Origin of the sequence: Nocardioides aurantiacus (assembly GCF_003752505.1) — a bacterium.
GTDB lineage: Bacteria > Actinomycetota > Actinomycetes > Propionibacteriales > Nocardioidaceae > Marmoricola > Marmoricola aurantiacus.
This window is the reverse complement of sequence record NZ_RKHO01000001.1, coordinates 861,573-882,851: the sequence shown is the minus strand read 5'-3', so window position 1 is coordinate 882,851 and position 21,279 is coordinate 861,573. Positions and strand designations below refer to the sequence as shown.

General features: G+C 72.9%; 22 protein-coding genes, 1 tRNA gene and 1 pseudogene. 8 read left to right on the top strand and 16 right to left on the bottom strand.

The features are described 5' to 3' along the window. Nucleotides 1-42: 42 nt before the first annotated feature. Together EDD33_RS04260 and rsmI are read right to left on the bottom strand one after the other, a co-directional pair. Nucleotides 43-897, bottom strand: coding sequence for a TatD family hydrolase (locus tag EDD33_RS04260; RefSeq protein WP_246003361.1), 855 nt, complete (start codon nucleotides 895-897; stop codon nucleotides 43-45). Next, nucleotides 894-1,757 (bottom strand): 16S rRNA (cytidine(1402)-2'-O)-methyltransferase, encoded by an 864-nt coding sequence (gene rsmI / locus EDD33_RS04255; RefSeq protein WP_211332407.1) that lies wholly within the window; start codon nucleotides 1,755-1,757, stop codon nucleotides 894-896. Before rsmI ends, EDD33_RS04260 begins: the two co-directional genes overlap by 4 nt. Between rsmI and EDD33_RS20785 the strand changes: the two are divergent. Next, a pseudogene (locus EDD33_RS20785) lies at nucleotides 1,756-2,688 on the top strand (phospholipid carrier-dependent glycosyltransferase); the annotation flags it as partial. The gene rsmI and the pseudogene EDD33_RS20785 overlap by 2 nt on opposite strands. Next, nucleotides 2,671-3,429, top strand: a complete 759-nt coding sequence (locus EDD33_RS20780; RefSeq protein WP_425463859.1) for a dolichyl-phosphate-mannose--protein mannosyltransferase — start codon at nucleotides 2,671-2,673, stop codon at nucleotides 3,427-3,429. The pseudogene EDD33_RS20785 and the gene EDD33_RS20780, both read left to right, overlap by 18 nt. Nucleotides 3,430-3,508: 79 nt before the next feature. Here the strand turns inward: EDD33_RS20780 and EDD33_RS04245 are convergent, their stop codons facing one another. The 10 genes from EDD33_RS04245 to EDD33_RS04200 all read right to left on the bottom strand — a co-directional run bounded on the left by EDD33_RS04245 (nucleotide 3,509) and on the right by EDD33_RS04200 (nucleotide 11,659). Further along, nucleotides 3,509-3,691: a hypothetical protein gene (locus EDD33_RS04245; protein ID WP_123389243.1), complete on the bottom strand. Its 183-nt coding sequence runs from the start codon at nucleotides 3,689-3,691 to the stop codon at nucleotides 3,509-3,511. Nucleotides 3,692-3,834: 143 nt separating this feature from the next. After that, on the bottom strand, nucleotides 3,835-4,395 hold the full coding sequence (locus EDD33_RS04240; RefSeq protein ID WP_123389242.1) for a hypothetical protein: 561 nt from the start codon (nucleotides 4,393-4,395) through the stop codon (nucleotides 3,835-3,837). 88 nt (nucleotides 4,396-4,483) lie between these two features. Next, a complete protein-coding gene (locus tag EDD33_RS04235; protein ID WP_123389241.1) occupies nucleotides 4,484-5,905 on the bottom strand; it encodes a sugar porter family MFS transporter in 1,422 nt (473 codons plus the stop codon). 379 nt (nucleotides 5,906-6,284) lie between these two features. Beyond that, nucleotides 6,285-6,357 (bottom strand) — tRNA-Ala (locus EDD33_RS04230). Nucleotides 6,358-6,423: 66 nt separating this feature from the next. Further along, a complete protein-coding gene (gene sepX / locus EDD33_RS04225; RefSeq protein WP_148076929.1) occupies nucleotides 6,424-7,281 on the bottom strand; it encodes a divisome protein SepX/GlpR in 858 nt (285 codons plus the stop codon). Nucleotides 7,282-7,342: 61 nt separating this feature from the next. Next, a complete protein-coding gene (locus tag EDD33_RS04220; RefSeq protein WP_246003359.1) occupies nucleotides 7,343-7,960 on the bottom strand; it encodes a GNAT family N-acetyltransferase in 618 nt (205 codons plus the stop codon). A 14-nt stretch (nucleotides 7,961-7,974) separates the two neighbouring features. Beyond that, nucleotides 7,975-8,445 carry a MogA/MoaB family molybdenum cofactor biosynthesis protein gene (locus tag EDD33_RS04215; RefSeq protein ID WP_123393002.1) on the bottom strand — a complete coding sequence of 157 codons (471 nt, stop codon included), beginning with the start codon at nucleotides 8,443-8,445 and terminating at the stop codon, nucleotides 7,975-7,977. 49 nt (nucleotides 8,446-8,494) lie between these two features. After that, nucleotides 8,495-8,992 (bottom strand): cyclic pyranopterin monophosphate synthase MoaC, encoded by a 498-nt coding sequence (gene moaC / locus EDD33_RS04210; protein WP_170169693.1) that lies wholly within the window; start codon nucleotides 8,990-8,992, stop codon nucleotides 8,495-8,497. Next, on the bottom strand, nucleotides 8,989-10,242 hold the full coding sequence (glp, locus tag EDD33_RS04205; protein WP_123389238.1) for a molybdotransferase-like divisome protein Glp: 1,254 nt from the start codon (nucleotides 10,240-10,242) through the stop codon (nucleotides 8,989-8,991). The genes moaC and glp overlap by 4 nt, the downstream gene beginning before the upstream one ends. A 31-nt stretch (nucleotides 10,243-10,273) precedes the next feature. Beyond that, nucleotides 10,274-11,659 carry a UTP--glucose-1-phosphate uridylyltransferase gene (locus tag EDD33_RS04200; RefSeq protein ID WP_123389237.1) on the bottom strand — a complete coding sequence of 462 codons (1,386 nt, stop codon included), beginning with the start codon at nucleotides 11,657-11,659 and terminating at the stop codon, nucleotides 10,274-10,276. A gap of 23 nt (nucleotides 11,660-11,682) precedes the next feature. On the opposite strand from EDD33_RS04200, the gene EDD33_RS04195 reads away from it, so the two are divergent. Further along, entirely contained in the window at nucleotides 11,683-12,273 is a 591-nt protein-coding gene (locus EDD33_RS04195) for a 5-formyltetrahydrofolate cyclo-ligase (protein ID WP_123389236.1), read from the top strand. On the opposite strand, the gene EDD33_RS04190 is transcribed toward EDD33_RS04195, so the two are convergent. Beyond that, nucleotides 12,256-14,853: a penicillin acylase family protein gene (locus EDD33_RS04190; RefSeq protein ID WP_246003358.1), complete on the bottom strand. Its 2,598-nt coding sequence runs from the start codon at nucleotides 14,851-14,853 to the stop codon at nucleotides 12,256-12,258. The two genes, EDD33_RS04195 and EDD33_RS04190, sit on opposite strands and share 18 nt — an antisense overlap. A gap of 83 nt (nucleotides 14,854-14,936) precedes the next feature. Between EDD33_RS04190 and EDD33_RS04185 the strand changes: the two genes are divergently transcribed. The 3 genes from EDD33_RS04185 (at nucleotide 14,937) to EDD33_RS04175 (ending at nucleotide 16,476) form a co-directional block, all read left to right on the top strand. Beyond that, nucleotides 14,937-15,281, top strand: a complete 345-nt coding sequence (locus EDD33_RS04185) for an FmdB family zinc ribbon protein (RefSeq protein WP_123389234.1) — start codon at nucleotides 14,937-14,939, stop codon at nucleotides 15,279-15,281. A gap of 81 nt (nucleotides 15,282-15,362) precedes the next feature. Next, nucleotides 15,363-16,034 (top strand): SAF domain-containing protein, encoded by a 672-nt coding sequence (locus EDD33_RS04180; RefSeq protein WP_123389233.1) that lies wholly within the window; start codon nucleotides 15,363-15,365, stop codon nucleotides 16,032-16,034. A gap of 61 nt (nucleotides 16,035-16,095) precedes the next feature. Continuing rightward, nucleotides 16,096-16,476: an MscL family protein gene (locus EDD33_RS04175; protein WP_123389232.1), complete on the top strand. Its 381-nt coding sequence runs from the start codon at nucleotides 16,096-16,098 to the stop codon at nucleotides 16,474-16,476. A 27-nt stretch (nucleotides 16,477-16,503) separates the two neighbouring features. Here the strand turns inward: EDD33_RS04175 and EDD33_RS04170 are convergent, their stop codons facing one another. The 3 genes from EDD33_RS04170 to EDD33_RS04160 form a co-directional block, all read right to left on the bottom strand. Further along, nucleotides 16,504-16,719 (bottom strand): hypothetical protein, encoded by a 216-nt coding sequence (locus EDD33_RS04170; RefSeq protein ID WP_123389231.1) that lies wholly within the window; start codon nucleotides 16,717-16,719, stop codon nucleotides 16,504-16,506. Next, nucleotides 16,698-17,618 (bottom strand): NAD-dependent epimerase/dehydratase family protein, encoded by a 921-nt coding sequence (locus EDD33_RS04165; RefSeq protein ID WP_170169692.1) that lies wholly within the window; start codon nucleotides 17,616-17,618, stop codon nucleotides 16,698-16,700. Before EDD33_RS04165 ends, EDD33_RS04170 begins: the two co-directional genes overlap by 22 nt. A gap of 106 nt (nucleotides 17,619-17,724) precedes the next feature. Beyond that, the gene (locus EDD33_RS04160) at nucleotides 17,725-18,936 is read right to left on the bottom strand and encodes an LCP family protein (RefSeq protein ID WP_123389229.1); all 1,212 of its coding nucleotides are present in this window, start codon (nucleotides 18,934-18,936) and stop codon (nucleotides 17,725-17,727) included. A 642-nt stretch (nucleotides 18,937-19,578) separates the two neighbouring features. Between EDD33_RS04160 and EDD33_RS04155 the strand changes: the two genes are divergently transcribed. Continuing rightward, complete coding sequence (locus EDD33_RS04155) at nucleotides 19,579-20,460, top strand: nucleotidyltransferase domain-containing protein (RefSeq protein WP_148076928.1); 882 nt, start codon at nucleotides 19,579-19,581, stop codon at nucleotides 20,458-20,460. Next, a complete protein-coding gene (locus EDD33_RS04150) occupies nucleotides 20,457-21,206 on the top strand; it encodes a Cap15 family cyclic dinucleotide receptor domain-containing protein (RefSeq protein ID WP_123389227.1) in 750 nt (249 codons plus the stop codon). The genes EDD33_RS04155 and EDD33_RS04150 overlap by 4 nt, the downstream gene beginning before the upstream one ends. Nucleotides 21,207-21,279 lie beyond the last annotated feature (73 nt).

Here is a 21,279-nt window from a genome sequence, read left to right as displayed (position 1 = left end):
CCGCCACGCCGGTGCGTCCCAGGCGGGTCCGTGTGGCGCCTCTCACGCTCCCCAGGCGCCACCGAAGGCGGCGAAGGTGTTGCTCTCGACGGCCTCGCAGAGCTCCCGCAGCGGCACCCCCGTGATCTCCGCCATCGCCCGCACCGTGAGCGGCACGAGGTAGGAGGCGTTGGTGCGGCCGCGGTGCGGGACGGGGGTGAGGTACGGCGCGTCGGTCTCCACCAGCACCCGGTCCAGCGGGGTCACGCGGAGCGCCTCGCGGAGCGGGTCAGCGTTCTTGAAGGTGACCGTCCCGGCGAAGGAGAGGTGCGCCCCGCGGTCCAGGCACGCCCGCGCGAACGCCGCGTCGCCGGAGAAGCAGTGCATCACCCAGCGCTCGGGGGCGCCGACGTCGTCGAGCACCCGCAGCACGTCGTCGTGGGCGTCACGGTCGTGGATCACCAGGGTGCGGTCGAGCTCCTTGCTCATCGCCACGTGGGCGCGGAAGGACTCCTCCTGCACGGCCCGTCCCTCGGGCCCGGTCCGGAAGTGGTCGAGCCCGGTCTCCCCCACCGCCCGCACCCGGTCGCTGCCCGCGGCCAGGCGGCGTACCTCCGCCAGGGCCTCGGCCAGCCGGCCCTGACGGCTGAGCAGCGGCGCCTCGTTGGGGTGCAGCGCGACGGCCGCGACGACCTGGTCGTGCGTCTCGGCGGTCGCCGCGGCCCAGCGGGCGCCGGGCAGGTCGCAGCCGACCTGGACGATCCGCGTCACCCCGACCTCGGCGGCGGCGGCGAGCGCGTCGGCGACCGCCAGCGGCGCCTCGTCGCCCCGGGCGACGTCGAGGTGGCAGTGGTTGTCGACCACGGGGTGCGGCAGCGGCTCGGGCAGGCCCGGCCGCCCGTCGAGCACGGCGCTCACGGGCGGTGCACCGCGTCGTACACGAGGCGCTTGGGCACCCCGGAGCGGCGCGCGACGTCGCCGATCGCCTGCTTGCGCGGCACCCCGACCGCCTCCTCGGCCGCCACCAGGGCGGCCAGGGCGACCGGGTCGGTGACCGCCGCGGGCGGCTCGGCACCCTCGACGACGAGGGTGACCTCGCCGCGGACGCCGTCCTCGGCCCAGGCGACCAGCTCGGCCAGCGTGCCGCGGCGTACCTCCTCGTGGGTCTTGGTCAGCTCGCGGCACACCACCGCACGACGGTCGTCACCGAAGGCCTCGGCCAGCGCAGCCAGCGCGGCGGCGGTGCGGTGCGGGGCCTCGAAGAAGACCAGGGTGCGCTCCTCGTCGGCCATCGCCTGCAGCCGCCGCAGCCGCTCGCCCGCCTTGCGCGGCAGGAAGCCCTCGAAGCAGAACCGGTCGACCGGCAGCCCCGAGACGGCGAGCGCGGTCAGCACCGCCGAGGGGCCGGGCAGGCTGGTGACGGTCACGTCGCGCTCGATCGCGGCGGCGACGAGGCGGTAGCCGGGGTCCGAGACGCTCGGCATGCCCGCGTCGGTCACCAGCACCACCCGCTCGCCGGCCACCAGGGCCTCGACCAGGGCGTCGGTGCGCAGGTGCTCGTTGCCCTCGAAGTAGGACACGACCCGACCGGGGATCTCCACGCCCAGGTCGCCGGCCAACCGCCGCAGCCGCCGGGTGTCCTCGGCCGCGACCACGTCGGCGCCGCGCAGCTCGGTCGCCAGCCGTGGCGAGGCGTCCTCGGGGCGGCCGATCGGGGTGCCGGCCAGGACCAGCACGCCGCCCCCGGACAGGTGGGAGGACTCGCGCGGATCGCTCATGTGCCTGATCATCGCAGCCGTATCCTCGGGCAGCGTGAGCCTCCTCGAGCGCCGTACGACGCTGTCCGCGACGCCGCGGGGCGAGCGGCTCCCGCCGGCCGCCTCCCGAGCCGGGCTGCCCGGCTCGGACCGCGTCCGGGGCTGGGTCGCGGCCGCCGGCGTGGCCCTGCTCGCGCTGGTGCTGCGGCTGCACGACCTCGGCAACCCCCGGGCGTTCGCCTTCGACGAGACCTACTACGCCAAGGACGCCTGGTCGCTGCGCCACTTCGGCTACGTGCAGACCTACGTCGAGGACGCCGACAAGGCCATCCTCGGCGGCCAGACGACCGGCCTGTGGACCGGCGACCCCTCGATGGTGGTGCACCCGGAGCTGGGCAAGTGGCTGATCGCGCTCGGGGAGTCGGCCTTCGGCATGACGCCGTTCGGCTGGCGGGTCTCCTCGGCCGTGGTCGGCGCCCTGATGGTCCTCGTGATGGTGCGCCTGGCCCGCCGACTGACCCGCTCCACCGCCCTGGGCGTCCTCGCCGGCCTGCTGCTGTGCCTGGACGGCCAGCACTTCGTGCTCTCCCGGCTGGCGCTGCTCGACGTCTACCTCGCCTTCTTCATCCTGTGCGCCGTCGCGTGCACCGTCGCCGACCGCGACTGGACGCGCTCCCGGCTGGCCGACCTGGTCGAGGGCACCCGGCTGGCGGCCGACGCCTGGGGACCGCGGCTACTGTGGCGCCCCTGGCGGCTGGCGGCCGGCCTGTGCTGGGGCGCGGCGGTCTCGACGAAGTGGACCGCGCTGTTCGTGCTGGCGGCCTTCGGGCTGACGATGTGGCTCTGGGACGCCGGCGCCCGCCGCTCCTTCGGGGTCCGCTGGGCCGTGGCCAAGTCCGCGCTCATCGACGCCACCCCCGCCCTGGCGTACGTCGTGCTGCTGCCGTTCGTGCTCTACGTGCTCAGCTGGACCGGGTGGCTGCTCCACGCCGACGTCTACGAGCGGGCGCTGTCGGACACGCAGTACGGCCCCTACTGGGGCAGCTACCTGGAGACGGACGCCACCGGGTTCTTCCCCGAGCTGTGGCAGTCGCTGCAGTCGCTGTGGCACTACCACCAGGACGTCTTCTCCTTCCACACCCGCTTCCTCGACGACAGCACCCACGCCTACCAGTCGAGCCCGTGGGGCTGGTTCGTGCTGAACCGCCCCGTCGGCATCTCCACCGAGCTCGACATCGCCCCCGGCGAGCAGGGCTGCACCGCCGCCGCCGGCTCGACGTGCCTGCGGCAGGTGCTGCTGCTGGGCAACCCGGTGGTGTGGTGGGCGGGCACCGCGGCGGCGCTGTGGTCCGTGGTCGCGGGCCTGCTGCGCCGCGACTGGCGTCACGGGCTGGTCCTGGTCGGGCTGGCCGCGACCTGGCTGCCGTGGTTCCGCTACGACGACCGGCCGATCTTCAGCTACTACTCCTCGGCCAGCCTGCCGTTCCTGGTCCTCGCCCTCGTGCTGCTCGTGGGCGGGATCGCCGGCGGCCCGGGGTCCTCACGGGTACGCCGTCTGCTCGCCGGCTCGGTCGCCGGCGTCGTGCTCGCACTGACGGTGGTGGCGTTCGTGTTCTTCTGGCCCGTCTGGACCGACGAGCTGCTCACCAACGCGCAGTGGCTGCAGCGGATGTGGTTCCGCCGCTGGATCTAGCGCGGGGCTGCCGGGCGACCGGCAGCGAGCCCCGGGACTCGAGGAGTGGACTCCAGGACGGGGCTCGGGACCTCGGGCCTCAGGCGGCGGCGGCGCCGGGCAGGGCCCAGGGGTCGGCGTCGGTGGTGACGGGGCTGAGCGGGGTCGGCCGCGAGACCAGGACCTTGCGCTCGAGCAGGGCGATGCGGACCACGGCGACGGCGATGATGACCATGCCGAACAACCCGACCAGCAGGACCGACAGCGGTGCGACCTCTCCCATGGTGCCCCTCCCAGGTACCTCGGTGAACGTCTGTAGGGACACCGTAAACGAGATCGGGGAATTCGGACATAGTTCTTCTGGACTAGATCAGGGGGCACCGCTGTGCTTGAGGAGTTGACATCCCGCGCCAGCTGGTTCTCGCCTCAGGAGCGTCGTCCGAGCCAGGCCAGGTAACCCGTGGCGACCCCGACGAGCCCCATCCCCAGCGCTCCCCCGGGCCAGTAGATGTGGTCGTGGTGCACCAGCCAGGCGCCGGGCAGCAGCAGCACGCCGGGCAGCGCCGCCAGCCGGTGCCGGAGCAGGAAGTCGCCGGCCACGACCACGGCCGCGAGCAGCAGCGCCCAGGAGCCGATCTCGCCGAGCGGGGTGCCGAGCGCGAAGATCGAGCGCACCTCGTCGGGTCGCGGGGCCCCGGACGGCAGCCGCGAGGTCACCCACCCGGCGCCGATGCCGCTGAGGATGTCCAGGGCGTTGTAGAAGATCGCGTAGACGAAGGACGCGAGCACCGCGACCACGGCTACGGGGTCGCGCCGCCCCTTGAACAGCCACATCAGGGCCAGGCCGACCAGCGGGAAGACCAGCATCCCGGGCACGTGCAGGGTCCACCACCGGTGGGCCGTCATCTCGTTGAGGCTCTCGGGGTGGAAGTAGCCCGCGGCCATCAGCACCAGGCCGGGCAGGGCGCTGAGCACCCCGGCCGTCACCGGTCCCGCCCACCGTGCGTCCGTCGTCGTCCCTGCGTCCCGCGTCGTCGTCGCCACGGCCCCGAACCTACGGGGCCGGGGCCAGCGCTCAGGCCGTACGACGCTCCGTGAAGTCGGCCGGCGTGAAGCGGCCCTCGGCCAGGTGGGACTCGATGTCCTCCAGGCTGTGGCCGGTCAGCTCGGGCATCAGCCGCCACACGAAGATCCACGCCGCGACGTTGAACAGCCCGTAGAGCCAGAACACCTGGCCCACGCCGAGGACCTCGATCATGGTCAGCAGCGTCAGCGTGATCAGCAGGTTGGTGCCCCACAGGGTCGCCGACTGCACCGCCGTGCCCGCGCCACGGACCGCCAGGGGGTAGATCTCCGACCCCGTCAGCCAGCCCATCAGCTGCAGGCCACCGGCGTTGAACAGCATGAAGACGATGAGGCAGGTGACGATGAAGGGGACGTTGTCCTGCCCGGCGTTGCCGGTGACGAAGAACGTCCCCAGCACGAACAGGCTCAGCGCCGCTCCCGGCACCATCACCATGGTCAGCCGGCGGCGACCGACGCGGTCGACGATCATGAGGCCGACCACCTGCGCCAGCAGGTAGGTCACGCCCAGCGCGACGCTGACCCGCAGCGCGGCCGTCGTGCTGAAGCCGTTGTCGGTCAGGATCGTGGGCGCGTAGTAGATGATCATCTCGATCCCGGACAGCTGGGTCAGCGCCGCGATGCCGCAGCCGATGACGAGCGCGGGGCGCACCCAGGGGCGCCTCAGCCCGCTCCACCCGCGGTCGCGCACCTTCGTCTCGGCCTTGCGCTCCTCGACCTCGACGATCTCCTCGAGCTCCTGCTCGACCGGGTAGCCGTCGGGGCGCACCCGGCGCAGCACGGCCTCGGCCTCGTCGCGCCGCCCCTGCTTGACCAGCCACCGCGGGCTCTCGGGCAGCCGCAGCTGGAGCAGCAGCATGATCAGGGCGGGTACGGCGGCCGCGCCGATCGACACCCGCCAGTCGACCAGCTCCGTGGCACCGACGAGGGTCGAGATCACGATGCCGACGCCGATCGCGAGCTGGAAGCACAGCACCAGCCGCCCGCGCAGCCGCGCCGGCGCCATCTCCGCGACGTACATCGGGACCGTCTGGGTGGCCCCGCCCACGGCGACGCCCAGCAGCACCCGGGCCAGCGCCAGCAGCACCGGGCTCGGTGAGATCGCGCAGAGCAGGCTGCCGGAGACGAAGATCGAGCAGATCAGCAGGATGGTGCGGTGCCGGCCCCAGCGCTCGGAGAGCAGGCTGCCACCGAGGGCGCCGATCACCGCGCCCAGCAGGATGCCGGCGGCGATGGCCTGCTCCAGCCCGTTGCCGAGCGAGAACTCCTCGGAGATCTGCAGCAGCGCGCCGGAGATGATGCCGGTGTCGTAGCCGTAGAGCAGCCCGCTCACGGCCGAGACGACGGCCACCACGAGCATCAGCCCGTTGAGCGCACCTTCCTGCGCCTCGCTGCGGTCCTCGGTCTGGGTCATGACGCCCCCTGGGCTCGACGCCGACGGCCCGAGCGGACCGGCGTGGCGGCGCCGTACCCGACCGGTGACGCACGACACGCCGACGCGGGCCGCGTGCCCGACCGGGCGTGTCGAGTGCGCTCACGAGCGCCCGCACGTTGCCGGGGCGGGCACCACCCGGTCACGAGGACGCACCCACCCGGGCGCGACCCGTGGCCATGACCCAGGTCACACCACGAGCGCATGAGGTCGTCGGGGCCGGGTACAGCGTGCGCAACGACCGCCCCGAGCAGACCTCACGCAGCGTCTGCACGGGGCGGTACTTTTGCGTCGGCACCGAGCCGCGCCCCAGGCCCCGGGAAGCACCGAAGCCGCAGACCTGAGGTCTGCGGCTTGTCGGTGGAGCTGAGGGGATTCGAACCCCTGACCTTCTCATTGCGAACGAGACGCGCTACCAACTGCGCCACAGCCCCGGAGCGCCCGTCTGCACGAGCGCGAGGGAAAAGTTACCACCGGGACCGGCGTGGTCCCGAATCGGGTCAGGCGCCGGCGACCTTGCGGTCGGTCGTCTCCGCGGACGCACGGTCGGCGTCCTCGTCGGCCTGCCGGGCGATCGCGGTGTCGGCGTCGTCGTGGCCCGAGCTGGTCATGCCGGTCAGCTCGATGGTGCGCACGGTGCGGCGGGCGGTGGCCTTGCCGACGTACGTCGGGAGGGTGAGGGGCAGCGGGTCCCACAGCGAGCCCTCGTCGGCGAGCGCGGCCTCGAGCTCGGCCTGCTGCTCGCGGCCGGTCGTGGGGTCGGTCAGCAGCTCGAGCGCCTCGTAGGAGAGGGCGGCCGGGGCGACGGGGGCCCGGGTCTCGACGGGGGCGGTGGTCTCGACGGGCTCGACCGACGCGGGGCGCTCGACCGTCGCGGACGGCTCGACCGGGTCGGCGGCGGGGCGAGGGGCGGAGCGGCGGGCCGCCTGGGTGCGGCGGACCGAGATGCGGGCGACGACCAGGAAGGCGACGATCGCGGTGGCGGGGACCGCGACGGTCCACCACGGGGCGACGGCGAAGCCGGCGAGGGCGACGACGGCGAGCAGCACGGTGACCAGGCCACCGAGCACCCGGCGGCGGTTGCGCGCGGCACGGGCGGTGGGGCTCAGGACCGGGGCGGTACGGCGGGTGACGGTGTCGGTGCGCTCGACCTCGACCTCGGTCTCGACCTCCTCGACGGCGTCCGGGGCCGCCTCGTCGACCGGGTGGCGACGACGGGTCAGCACGCGCACCTTCTCGGAGTGACCCTCCTCCAGACGCTCCCCCGCCACCTCGTCGTGGTGGGCGAGGGCCTTGGGGATGAGGTAGACGGCCCAGGCGAGGGCGAGCACCACGAAGATCACAGCTGACAGGTCCACAACCCGGACCCTACGAGCGGGCGGTCACCGCGCCCCGGACCCGTGGCGGTGTGTCGTCAGTTCACTCCTGTGACTGCTGTGGATCCCGTGCGCCGGGGCCCTCACGCACGCCCTGCTCGAGGCGGACCAGCAGCCCTTCGGGCACGTCCTCCTGGGTCAGGGCGAAGAGCCGGTGGTCGCGCCACTCCCCGTCGATGTGCAGGTAGCGCCGGGCGTAGCCGACCTCGGCGAAGCCCAGCTTCTCCACGACGCGCAGCGAGGAGGCGTTCTCGGGACGGATGGCGACCTCGATGCGGTGCAGGCCGACCGGGCCGAAGCAGTGGTCGACGACCAGGGCGACGGCGCGGGTGACGACGCCGCGGCCGGCGTACGCCTCGTCGACCCAGTAGCCGACCGAGGCGAGCTGCGCCGAGCCGCGCAGCACGTTGCTGACCGTGAGCTGGCCGACGAAGCGGCCGTCCAGCTCGACCACGAACGGCAGCTGCCGGCCCGCGCGCGCCTCGCGGCGCATGGTGCGCACCATCGCGGCGAACGAGCGCGGCTGGGCCTGCGAGCGCGACGGCGCGGTGGCGTCCCAGGGGCCGAGCCACGCCGAGTTGGCCTGCCGCACGCGGCGCCAGGTGTGCCGGTCGGCCTGGGTGATCGGACGCAGCCGGACGCCGGCCGACTCCAGCACCACCGGCCACCCGGCGCTCAGTGGTCGCTCCCGACGATCTGCTCCACGGCGTGCCGCAGCAGGGGCACGACGACCGCGAGACCGTCCCTGACCCCGCCCCGCGACCCCGGGAGGTTGACGACCAGCGCCTGGCCGGCGACCCCGGCGAGGCCGCGCGAGAGCGCCGCCGTCGGGACGCCCTTGGCCGTCCCGTGCGCGCGGATCGCCTCGGCGATGCCCGGGACCTCGCGCCTCAGCAGCGGCCGGGTGACCTCGGGGGTCAGGTCGGTCGGGGTCAGGCCGGTGCCGCCGGTGGTCAGGACGGCGCGGGCGCCGGCGTCGAGGGCGGCCCGGATGGCCTCGGCGACCGGCTCCCCGTCGCGCACGACGACCGGGTCGCCGACCGTCCAGCCGTCGGCCCGCAGGGCCTCGACGATGAGCGGGCCGGTGGTGTCGTCGTACACCCCGGCCGCGGCGCGGTTGGACGCGACGACGACGGCGGCGGGCAGCGGGGCGGGCTGCGAGGCGGGCTGCGAGGCGGGCTGCGGGGCGGGCTGCTCAGCCACGGCGCCACGTCCCGCTCTTGCCGCCGAGCTTCTCCTCGACGCGGACGTCGGTGATGACCGCGCCCTTGTCCACGGCCTTGACCATGTCGACCACCGTGAGCGCCGCGACCGAGACGGCCGTCAGCGCCTCCATCTCCACCCCCGTGCGGTCGGTGGTGCGCACGGTGGCACGGACCGCCACGGCGTCGTCCTCCACCTCGAGGTCGACGGTGACGCCGGAGATCGCGAGCGGGTGGCACAGCGGCACGAGGTCGGGGGTGCGCTTGGCGGCCATGATGCCGGCGACGCGGGCCACGCCGAGCGCGTCGCCCTTGGGCACGCCCTCGCCGCGCAGCAGCGCCACGACCTGCGCGGAGACGAGCACGCGCCCCGACGCGGTCGCGCTGCGCGAGGTGACGTCCTTGTCGCCGACGTCGACCATGCGCGCGGCGCCCTGCTCGTCGACGTGGGTGAGGCGGGTCCCCCCGGTCTCCTCCGGCGGCGCGCTCACGAGCCCGCCACCCGGTCCAGCAGCAGCGCGGGCACGACGTCGCCCTGCGAGACGGCCGTGACGTCGGCGTCGAGCACGACCAGCGCGTCGGCCTGCGCGAGCCCGGCGATCAGGTGGGAGCCGGGGCCGCCGACGGGAGTCAGCAGCAGCCGCCCGCCCGAGTGCTCCACCCGGGCACGCAGCAGCTGGGTCTTGCCGCGCATCGAGCGCACCGCCTCGGTGAGGACGCCGGCACGCAGCACCGGCTCGACCCGGGCGTGGCCGGTCATCCGGCGCAGCGCGGGCGCGACGAACGACTCGAAGGAGACGTACGCCGAGACCGGGTTGCCCGGCAACGTGAAGATCGGCGTCCGGTCCTCCCCCACCACCCCGAAACCCTGCGGCTTGCCGGGCTGCATCGCGACCTCCAGGAACTCCACCGTGCCGAGCTCGCGCAGCACCTCCTTGACCACGTCGTGGGTGCCCTTGGACACGCCGCCGCTGGTGACGACCATGTCGGCGCGCAGCAGCTGGTCGGCCAGCGCGTCGGCGAACTGGTCGGGGTCGTCGGTGGTGGCGGTGGCCCGGTAGGCGATGCCGCCGTGGGCGCGGACGGCCGCGGCGAGGAGGTAGCTGTTGGAGTCGTAGATCTGGGCACCCTGCAGGGGCTTGCCGGGCTCGACGAGCTCGAGGCCGGTGGACATGACCACGACGCGGGGCCGGGGGGCGGTCGCGACCCGGCCGCGGCCCAGCGCGGCGAGCAGCCCGACCTGGCGGGTGCCGACGACCTCGCCCCGGCGCATCAGCAGGTCGCCGCGCGCGACCTCCTCGCCGGAGCGGCGTACGTGCTGGCCCTCCTCGGGAGCCTGGGAGACGACGACCTGGCGCCCCTCCTCCGTGGTCCACTCGAAGGGCACCACCGCGGTCGCGCCGGTCGGCACCGGCGCCCCGGTCATGATGCGTACGGCGGTGCCGGGGGTCAGGGTGTGGATCGTGGTCTGCCCGGCGGCGATCTCGCCCACGACCGGCAGGTGCACCGGGCGCTCGGCGGTGGCCTCGGCGACGTCGCGGAACGCCACGGCGTAGCCGTCCATGGAGGAGTTGTCGAAGACCGGCAGCGGGACGTCGGCATGGACGTCCTCGGCGACGGGCAGGCCGAGGGCGTCGAGCAGCGGCCGCTCGGCGGCCTCGAGCGGGGTGACGACCTCGAGGACCCGGCGGAGGTAGTCCTCGGGCGGGATCGGGCGGGTCTCACGGGGCGGCGAGGACATGGGACGAACCTAGACGGCCGGGTGCAGGGTCCTACTCGGCGGGCGCGTCGCCGAGGACGCTGCCGGCCTCGACGCGGCCGTGGTCGCCGTCGAGCTCGGCCTTGCCGCGCACCACGACCTTCTCGCCGAAGCTCCAGTCACCGTTGACCACGAGCGACTCGGCCCGGCGCATCGAGGGCACGCCGGAGGCGAAGCGCTGGTCGAAGTCGGCGACGAGCTTGTAGTGCTCGTCGTCGAGGTCGACGAACGGGATGCTCTCGACCTGCTGGTCGAGCACGAAGTCGCTGCCGATGTCGTAGGCGTCCGAGCGCAGCACGAGCAGGTCGTTGGTCGTCTTGACCGGCACGAAGCGGTCCCGGCCGACCTCGATCAGCCGCGAGTCCTCGAAGACCTCGATCGCCGCGCCCATCGCGGTCTCGACCTGGATCACCTCGGGGCTGCGCTTGTCGGCCGGGTCGACGTTCTTCTCGTTGCGGATCATCGGCAGGCCGAGGATGCCGTCGCGCCGCGCCATCTCGTCGCGCATCCGGACCAGGTCGAACCACAGGTTGTTGGTCGAGCAGTACTGGTGGCGCGAGAGGTCCTGCAGCGCCTCCTGGTCGGCCTTCGGCGTCTGCGCGGTCTCGCGCAGCACGATCCGGCCGTCGGCCTTGCGGCGGGCGAAGTGGCCGCCCTTGCGGTCCGAGGGCGTACGCCGCACCGCCTCGATCGCGAACGGCGCACCCGACTGGGCGAACCAGCCGGCCACCCGCGCGTCCGCGACGGCGCCGAGGTTGTCGGAGTTGGAGACGAAGGCGTAGCGGTAGCCCGCGTCGATGAGACGGTCGAGCAGGCCGGTGCCGACGAGCGCGGTGTAGAGGTCGCCGTGGCCGGGAGGACACCACTCCAGCGCCGGGTCCTTGGTCCAGGTCACCGGCGTGAGGTCGTCCTTGCGCAGCTTGGGCTCCTTGTTCTGCAGGAACTCCAGCGGCAGGCCGTCGACCTCGAGGTCCTGGTAGCGCGCCAGCGCGGCCAGCGTGTCCTCGGAGGTGCGGAAGCTGTTCATGAAGATGAGCGGCAGCGTGGTGCCGTACTCGCGGCGCAGGTGCAGCACCTGGCGGGCGATCACGTCGAGGAAGGAGAGCCCGCGCCGCACGCACAGCAGCGACTTGGCGCGCGCCATGCCCATCGAGGTGCCGAGGCCGCCGTTGAGCTTGATCACCACGGTCGCGCCCACCGCCTCGGCGGCGACGTCGTCGGGCACCTCGACGTCGGCCAGGGACTCCATGTCGACCGGGTCGATCGAGTCCTCGGCGATCATGCCGGTCTCGCCGTGCTCGATCTGCCGGTAGTAGTGCGAGAAGACCTCGATGGCGACCTGGTCGACGCCCTCGGCGGCCATCTTCTCGCGGGCCTGCTTGAGTCCCTTCGACTTCATGCCTCCGATCGTAGGCTCCATCCGTGCCCGACCTCACACGGACCGCCAAGCTCGCCCTGCGGGACCAGCTGCTGGCCGCCCGCCGCCGCATCCCCGTGCTGGAGCTCGGCGAGGGGGCCCGGGCCACCGCCGCGCACCTGCTGGCCACCGAGGAGGTACGCCGCGCGGCGACCGTGGCGGCGTACGTCTCGGTCTCGCACGAGCCCGGCACCGGTCCCCTCCTCGAGGCGCTGGCGGCGGCCGGCACGCGCGTGCTGCTGCCGGTCGTGCTGCCCGGCATGGACCTCGACTGGGCGGCGTACGCCGGGCCGGAGGACCTCCGCGCGGCCCGCGGGCTGCTCGAGCCGGCCGGGGCCCGGCTGGGCGTCGACGCGGTCGCCGGCGCCGACGTCGTCCTGGTCCCCGGACTGGCCGTCGGGGCCGACGGCACCCGGCTCGGCCGCGGCGCGGGCTGCTACGACCGGGCCCTGGAGCGGGTGCCCCACGGCACCTTCACCTGCGTGGTGCTGCACCGCGGCGAGCTGCTCGACGCGGTGCCGGCCGAGGCGCACGACCGGCCGGTCCGCGCCGCCGTCACGCCCGACGGCGTGGTCCGGCTAGCCGCCGGGTCGTAGCACCAGCCGGTCCTCGGCCGCCTGCTCGACGGCCTCCCGGGAGAACGGCCAGGCCAGGGTGCGCCCGGCGAGCCAGGTGCCGAGCTGGTCGGTGTAGTGCGGCGAGGCCGGGTGTCCCGACGCGCCCCCGAGCAGCACCCAGCGGGAGGCGTCGAGGTCGGCCAGGTCGACGACCATCCGCATCGAGGGCGCCGTCGTCACGTCGTACCCCGCCGGCGCGGTCCACGCCGTCGCGTCCACGCTCGTCCCGCCCCCGCCGACCGGCTCGGGTCCCCGGTCGAGCAGCGCCCGCGCCACCGCCGAGCCGCGGCCCAGGGTCTGGTGCTCCAGCTCGAGCCGGTGCAGCCGGCCCCAGCTCCACTGCCGCGGGCTGACCGAGAGCCGACGGGTGAGCTCGTCGCGCGCCTGCTCCAGCGCCTCGGCGAGGATCTGGTCGCGGTCCTCGATGACGCCGGTCGTGGTGCTGTCGTCCCACCACTGGGAGTCCGGCTGGCGCAGCAGGTTGGACACCACGGCCACCCACCGCTGGCCGCCGTCGGGCCACAGCGACGCGGGCAGCTCGTCGTGGAAGGTCAGCCGCAGCAGGCTGCGCCACACCGCCTCGAAGTACGCCGCCGCCGCAGAGTCGGGTGCCTGGTCGAAGTCCCAGTCGAGCAGCAGCCGCTGGCCGTCGGCGTAGTACTCCGAGGTCATCAGCGGCCGCAACAGGTAGGGCACCAGCACCGGACCCATCGGGTTGCGGGTGTCGGTCTGGATGTCCTGCACCGCCCGCACGTCGAGCTGGGCGCCGGCGTCGATCCGGGCCTCCAGCAGCCGGCGGATCCGCTGGCTGCGGTAGCCGTGGTCCCAGTCGGTGGTGAGCAGGAAGGGGTAGCCGGGCCCGGTGGCGGCCTGGTTGGCCGAGACCACGAAGCCCTCGGCCGGGTTGAGGCGGCTGGGCAGCTGCTCGAACGGCACCAGCCGGCCGGTCCAGTCGTTGCGGGAGTCCCAGCCGGCCGCCGGGTAGCGGCCGTCGCGGCCCGACCGGCGGATCGGCACGTCGCCGGGCGCCTGGTAGCCGATGTTGCCCTCGCGATCGGCGTACACGAGGTTCTGGCTGGGGACGGCGAAGTCGCGTGCCGCCTCGCGGAAGTCGTCCCAGTCACGCGCCCGGCCCAGGGCGAAGACCGCGTCGGCCGTGGGACGCGGCGTCAGCGCGGTCCACGCCAGCGCGACGCCGTAGCCGTTGCCGCGCTCGGGCGCGTCGGGGCCCACCTCGGCGTTGGCGCCCACGCTCGACAGCTCGCGGGAGACGTCGGAGAGCAGTGGTCCGTGGCGGGTGGACCGCACCGTGATCAGGCGGGTCCCCTCCCCCTCGACCCGGATCTCCTCGTCCCGCTCGACGAGCGGGAGCTGCTGGCCGTCGTACTCGTAGGTCTTGCCCTCGACCTTCTCCAGGAACAGGTCGGTGACGTCGGGGTCGAGGTTGGTCATCCCCCAGGCGATATCGCGGTTGTGGCCGACGATCACGCCCGGGAAGCCGGCGAAGGTGAAGCCCGAGACGTCGAAGGGGCAGTCCTCGCCGAGCGAGCGGCAGTGCAGGCCGGTCTGGTACCAGACCGCGGGCTGGGAGACGCCGAGGTGCGGGTCGTTGGCGAGCAGCGGCTCGCCGGAGACGGTGTGCTCGCCCGAGACCGCCCAGGCGTTGGAGCCCAGCCCGTCGCCCGTGCCCAGCAGCGCCGGCACCGAGGCCAGGTGGTCGCGGACCGCCGCCACGGCGTCGGCGCCCTCGCGGTCCTGCTGCTCCCCGGACGACCGCGTCGCCCACGCCGGCGTCGCGCGCGGCGCGGGGGCCGCCGCCGTCGCGTCGGGCAGCACCGTCGCGTGGCGGCCGTAGGGGTAGCGGGGGTAGAGCTCGTCGACCTGCTCCGGCGAGCGGTCGACCGCCAGGCGGGTGCGGGCCACCTCGTCGGCCATGTTGCCGCGCAGGTCCCACGCCATCGCCTTGAGCCAGGCCAGGGAGTCGACCGGAGTCCACTGCTCGGGCTTGTAGTCCAGCCCGCCGAGGGCCAGCAGGGTGTACTCCACCGACATCGCCGTCACCGAGCGGCCGCGCAGCCACGCGTTGACGCCGTCGCTGTAGGACTCCAGGTAGCTGCGGGTGGCTGGGTCGAGCAGGTCGAACTCGCGCTCGGCGACGCGGCGCCACCCCAGCGTCCGCACCGTCAGGTCGGACTCGACCGCCGCCGGACCGACCAGCTCGGCCAGCCGCCCGGCGGTCACGTGACGGCGCACGTCCATGTCGTAGAAGCGGTCCTGGGCCTGGACGTAGCCCTGGGCGTAGAACAGGTCGGTGGCGTCGTCGGCGTAGATCTGCGGCACGCCCCGGGCGTCACGGAGCACCTCGACGTCGGCGCCGAGACCGGGCACGGTCAGGGTGCCCTCGGTCTCCGGCAGCGGCCGCCTGACCATGACGACCGCGCCCACCGTCACCACCACCAGGAGCAGCGCGAGCGCCGCGACGGCGTACGTCGTCGCACGGGCCCACCCCGGCCAGCCGCGGAAGGTGTCGAGGCGGCCGAGCAGGCGGGACGACGTCACGCGAGGCATTGTGCCGTAGCATTCGGCGGCGACGACGAGCGCCGCTCCCCCGTCCGTGTGACTTCCCCGGAGGACCCCCACCCGTGCCCACCTACCAGTACTCCTGCACCGAGTGCGGCCACTTCTTCGAGGCCGTGCAGAGCTTCTCCGACGACTCGCTGACCGTCTGCCCGGTCTGCGAGGGCCGGCTCCGCAAGGTCTTCAACGCGGTCGGCGTGGTCTTCAAGGGGTCCGGCTTCTACCGCAACGACAGTCGCGCGGCCGAGGGCGGCGCGTCCGGCGGCTCGGGTGGATCGGGTGGATCCGGCTCGTCCGGTGACGGCGCCTCCACGTCGACGCCGAAGGAGTCGGCGCCGGCGAAGAAGGAGTCCTCCCCCGCGCCCTCGAAGGGCGACAGCTCCTCCTCGAGCCAGTCCAAGTCCGCCTGACCCACGCCTTCGGGGAGCCTCCCGACGGGGCCCTGTGGACGACGTACGACGCGCACCGGCGTCCGCGCCTAGCGTCCGGGCATGGCCCCGGTGATTCCCTCCCGACCTGCCCGCTCCCCCTGGTCGGCCCCGCGCACGCTGGTCCGCAGGGCACGACGACGGGTGCTGCTGCACCGCCGCGGCCTCTCCGCCCTGTGCGCGGGACTGGCCGTGCTCGTCGCCCTGGGGGCCGCGTCACCGTCGGCCGCGCCCACGGTGCAGGCGTGGACCGCCGCCAGCGACCTCCCCGGCGGCAGCGTGCTGCGACCCGGCTCGGTCGTGGCGCGCGAGGTCCCGCCCGACGCGCTGCCCGACGACGCCGTGACCGACCCGCGCCAGGTGGTGGGCCGGGTGCTGGCCGCACCCGTGACCCGCGGAGAGACGCTCACCCGGCTCCGGGTGGTGCAGGGACGGCTGCTGCGGGGCTACCCCGGCCGGACCGCGGTGCCGCTGCGGGTCGCGGACGGCACCGCGGTGTCGCTGCTCCGGGTGGGCGACCGGGTCAGCTTCGTGCTCGCCGACCCCGACGGCCGGGCGGCCCCCGAGCTGCTGGTCGACGACGTGCCGGTGGTCGCGCTGCCGGCGGGTGGCGCGAGCGCCTCCGAGGGGGCTCCTCCGGGGCGGCTGGTGGTCGTGGCCGTGCCCGACCTGGCCGCGACCAGGGTCGCGGCGCGCGCCGCCACGGCAGTTCTCATCCCCGTCTGGAAGGACTAGGTTGATCCGCGCCGGGTCGGCCGACCCGGCGCCAGCCCACCTCTCGGACAGGAGAACCCGCATGAGCGGCTTCAAGAACTTCCTCCTCCGCGGCAACCTGATCGACCTGGCCGTCGCGGTCATCATCGGTACGGCGTTCGGCGCGGTCGTGACGACCTTCACCAACTGGCTGACCGCGCTGCTGCCGGAGAGCACCAAGCAGTACTTCACCAACGAGCCCAACACCTTCGGCGCGTTCCTCAACGCCGTGATCTCGTTCGTGATCCTGGCCGCGGTCGTCTACTTCTTCATCGTGACGCCCTACACGAAGGCGAAGGAGCGCTACTTCCCGTCGCCGGCGCCGGGCACGCCCGAGGACATCGAGCTGCTCCGCCAGATCCGCGACCTGCTCGCCGGTGGTGCCGCGACGCCGCCCGGCACGTCCTCGCCGGCCGACCGCTGACCCTCCGCTGCCGCTGCCGCGGCTCGGTCAGCCGACCGGGCCGTGGTGCGGCGGCACGTCGCGCCGCAGCCGCTCGTCGGCCGCGCGGTCGTCCTCACCCGGGCGGTCCTGGCCGCCCCGGTCGTCCCCGGTCTGCTCGGGGAGCACCTCGCCGAAGACCTCGGCCAGCCGCCGCCGACGGCGGGCGCGCTCGGCAGCGGTCTCCGGGCCGTCCGGGGGTTTCAGTGGCTCGCGCTCGGGCATCGCCGCAGCGCCGCGTCCAGCCAGCCGGCGTCGAACTTCGGCCGGTGCGGCTGCCAGCCGGTCTGCGAGGCGAAGTGGTCCGAGCACACCCGCAGCGACCGGGCGAGCGGCTCGTAGCGCGGCCCGATCCACCAGCGGCCCACCGGACCCATGAACGACGTCGACTCGACGCCCATCGCGTCGGCGTACCCCTGCACCAGCTCGTGGCGCTGCACCGGCTCGGCGCCCACGTTGTAGACGCCGGTGGGCGCGTGGAGCGCCGCCAGCACGGCGTCGCCCAGGTCGTCGGTGTGCACGACGTGCGCCCAGTCCGAGGGGTGCCCGAGGCCGATGCGGCGGCCGGCCTCGGCGGCGCGCAGCCAGTAGCGGGTCTGCTGGTCGTCACCGACGATGCCGCCGAAGCGAAGCACCACGCCGGTGCGCGAGCAGCTGCCGAAGTCCTGGACGTGCGACTCGCCGACCGCGGCGGGCTCGGTGGTCGTGGTGATCTCGAGGGGGCTGCGCTCGTCGATCCACTCGTCGCCCTGGTCGGCGTACAGGTAGCTCACGCCCTCCTGCACCAGGCGCCGCACCCCGGCGGCACGGGCGGCGTGCACGACGTTGGCCACGCCCTGGGTGCGCAGCACGTCCTGGCGGCGCCACGGCCCGGGCGTCAGCGCACTGTGGCCGACGGGCGTGCGGCCGGCGAGGTTGACCACGACGTCGGCGCCGTCGAAGGCCGCACGCAACGAGGCGCGGTCGAGCACGTCGCCCCGGAGGGCGGGGACGTCCAGCGCGGCGGCGACGCGGTCGGCCCGCGGGGAGCGCGTGACCACGGCGACGTCGTGCCCGGCTCGGCGCAGGGAGACGACGGCGGCGCGTCCGATGACGCCGGTGCCTCCGGTCAGGACAGTCCTCATCCCGGCCATCCTGCGATAACGATCCGGTGACGGCAAATCGGGCGCGCCGTGTGAGGTCGACGAAGTGTGGGTACTCGCACCCGGTTCGCGAGGTCCGGGTGAGCCGTCAGGCGCAGAGCCCGGCCTCTTCTGCGATGCGCTTGCGCTCGGCCTCCGCGGCGGCGCGGGCGGCGGCCTGGTCGGGCGTCGTGGTGGGCGACGGCGAGGTCGAGGGTGAGGCGCTGGAGGGGCTGCCGGACGGGTTCTTCGTGGCGTCGTCGGAGGGCAGCTCGCCGGGCTTGCGGCCCGGCACGACGGCGTCGGCGGCGAGGGGGCCCAGCGGCCGGTCGAAGCGGATCCGGCGCCACAGCGCGTCGGCCTCGGGGGCGAACTGCAGCCGGTTGGTGTCGGCGGTGTAGGGCTCGTTGGGCACGGTGATGAACTGGATGTTGTCCAGGCCGATGTCCTGGAGCGACGACCCCAGGCTCGCGAGCTGGCGCAGCTGCGCGAACCCTCGGTCGGTGGTCAGCGAGCTGGTGGCCGCGTCGAGGAAGTTGTAGAGCCGCACCGGGTTGGCCAGGGTGCCGCGGGAGACGACCTTCTCGATCATCGAGGCGATGAAGGCCTGCTGGCGCTTCATCCGGCCGATGTCGCCGTTCTCCAGACCCAGCCCGTGCCGCACCCGCACGTAGTCGAGCGCCTGCTGGCCGTTGACCTTGTAGGTGCCGGCGGGCAGGTAGATCTTGCCGATGTCGTCGTTGACCTCGTTGGGCACGCACACCTTCACGCCGTTGACCGCGTCGACCATGTCCTTGAAGCCGGCGAAGTTGATGACCACGAAGTGGTCGATCCGGACGTTGGTGATCGCCTCGACGGTGCGGACCGTGCAGCCGGGCCCACCCACGTTGTACGCCGCGTTGAACTGCGTCTTCGCCCCGGGGACGGTGCGGCCCTTCTTGCCGGTGCAGTCGGGGCGGTCGACCATGAGGTCGCGCGGCAGGCTCACGCCGTACGCCCGCTTCCGGTCGGCCGAGAGGTGGAGCAGCATCGTGGTGTCCGAGAGCCCGGGGGTCTCGCCACCGATGCCGCTGCCCGACCGCTCGTCGGACCCCATCACCAGGACGTTCAGCGGCTCCTTGGGTCCCTCGACCTCGACCTGCTCGGGCCGGTCGGTGCCGAGGTCGATCTGCACCGCGTTGATGTTGCCCTCGAGCTGGCGGTAGGCCACCACGACACCCACGGTCGCGATGACGGCCAGCACGCACAGGCCGACGACGACCCGCCGCACGATGCGCCGCCGACGGGAGACGCCGGCGTGGCGGGGCTCTGCGTCGCTCACCGTGTCGGTCTCCGTCTGTCGGGTGTCGCCCGGGGCCGGGGCGTCGGTGCTGGTCAGGCGCCTGTGCCGTCGGTCGACCCGCGAGCACCAGCCGGCCCATCTTGCCACGGGTCCCTGTGCCAGGGCTGAGGAAAGCCTCAGGTGGGGTCGGTGGGGTCGGCGGGGTCGGCGCTGGGCCGGGAGCCGGGCAGAGGCGGTTTCGACCCCGGCGGGTCGCCCCTGACAGGATGAGCCCTGCCAGGTGGGCGGTGCCCACCTGACGCGCCCCAGTAGACCGTGTTGAAAACACTTGGGCCCGCCTGAGATCGTCCCCTCAGATGATGCCGTTGAACAAGTTGTGGCCCTGTTTGGAACAACTTGCCTGTAGACAGCCCGCTTCAGCGGGTGTGCACCTCGACAAGAGTGTCTCGTGAAGGCCCGCGAGGGCCGGGTTTCGTGTGGCCGACCTCCCAAGGCACGGGCTGACTCATCACGTTTCAAAGTTGGACCTTTTGCTGCGCCGTGACGCCACCTGGCCCTGCTGCGTTGCAGTTGAAACTGGGCTGTCAGTGCCGTCCGCCACGCTCAGAGTCAGCCCTGGCACCAACCGCATGGGAGAAAATCGTGGGACCAGTTGAGCGCGCAGCGCTGTTGACTCGTTGGATGGACGTGTCGAGCCCATCTGAGAAAGACCGCATGGAGCGCGCAGAACGCATGGTGAAAGCCGCAATCGACGCCCACCCGGCCTTCGACGGCTACCGGTCGAGCATCAAGGTCTACGCCAAGGGTTCGTACGCCAACAGGACCAACGTTCGGGCCGATAGCGACGTGGACGTCGTGGTGGAGAACCAGCACGTCACCTACTTCGACTACTTCCCGCGCAGCAGCGCGCCCTCGCCCGACCCCAACGCGAACCCGTACACAGGCCGCTGGGACGACCCCGACGACTGGCGTGAGGAGGTCCGGCTCGCGATGGTGAGAAAGTTCGGCGGCGGCGACGTGGACAGCAGCGGCGAGGTCGCCATCACGATCGCCGAGGTCACGGGAAGTCGCCCGAGCGCCGACGTGGTGCCATCGTTTGACTACCGCCGATACGACAGCCCGGACAGGAGAGTCGCCCACGTCGGCAGCCGCGTCTTCAAGCGAAGCGGCGGGACCGTCGCCAACTACCCCGACCAGCAGAAGGCCAACGGCATCGCAAAGGATCAGAACACCGGGGGTCGGTACAAAAAGTACGTCCGAGCGCTCAAAAACGCTGAGAACTTCCTCGCTGCCCAGGGCATCAACAAGGAACTCCCCTCGTACTTCATGGAGTGCCTCGTCTGGAACGTCCCGAACTCGCACATCGCCCTCGGGGGCACCCTCGACCAGGGCTTCCGCAACACCCTTGCTTACCTCTTCAACAACCTCCTCCCCGCCGCCTACGACTACGACGATTGGGTGGAGCCAAACGACCTCAAGTACCTCTTCTACGGCGACAAGTGGTCACGCGAGGACGGCTTCAAGTTGGTCGACGCCACCTGGGAACTGCTGGGGTATGAATGAACTCAACTGCCAAGGTTGCTCGCTGGACCGCCATCGGCGTCTCCGCCGTCTGGGCCGCCGTTCTCTTTTTCACCGGCCTCGATCTCGATGACAACACCCGTCGCGGGCTGTCCTACCTACCCTCCGCAGCGGGTCTGCTCGTTGTGGCCTTCGACCTATGGCTATGGAAGATCCCCGGCGTTAGCCGCATCACGGGACGTCCCCACCTCTGGGGCACGTGGAAGGTCGAACTTCAACCCAGCACGCAGGCCCTCATCCCGGAAGGCGGCAACCGGGGACCCATCCCCTGCGTCATGGTCATCGAGCAGACCTTCTGGACCACCGCCGTGCAGTTCTACACCCGAGAGTCAGGGTCGTCCTCGATCTCAGCCGCCATCGTCAACAAGACCGACAGCAAACAAGCGAAGTCGCTCCTGTTTACCTACACCAACAACGCGCGACAGGAACATAGGCACCGCAGCCATCCGCACTCCGGAACCTGCCGCCTCGACGTGACCGGCACATCTCCCGGCACCCTCTCAGGTACCTACTGGACAGACCGGATTACCGCCGGAGACCTGTCCCTGACACTTCTAGACCGCAAGGACGACCGCACTCGCGACGAGGCCCTGGCCGTAGCCGGAGTTGTCGGTGACCCGCCCGTGCTGACCAGCATTTGGAAGTCGAAGAGGGTCTGGGCGGCTATCGCGGTTGTCGGAGTGATGGTCGTAGCCGGTGTGGTGCTTCTGATTGGGCGAATCTTGTAGATCCCGTGGTCGCCCATGTCGGCAGGTTGCCTGAGTGGCCGCCCTCTTCTGGGTCCCACGTGAGGGTCCCGAC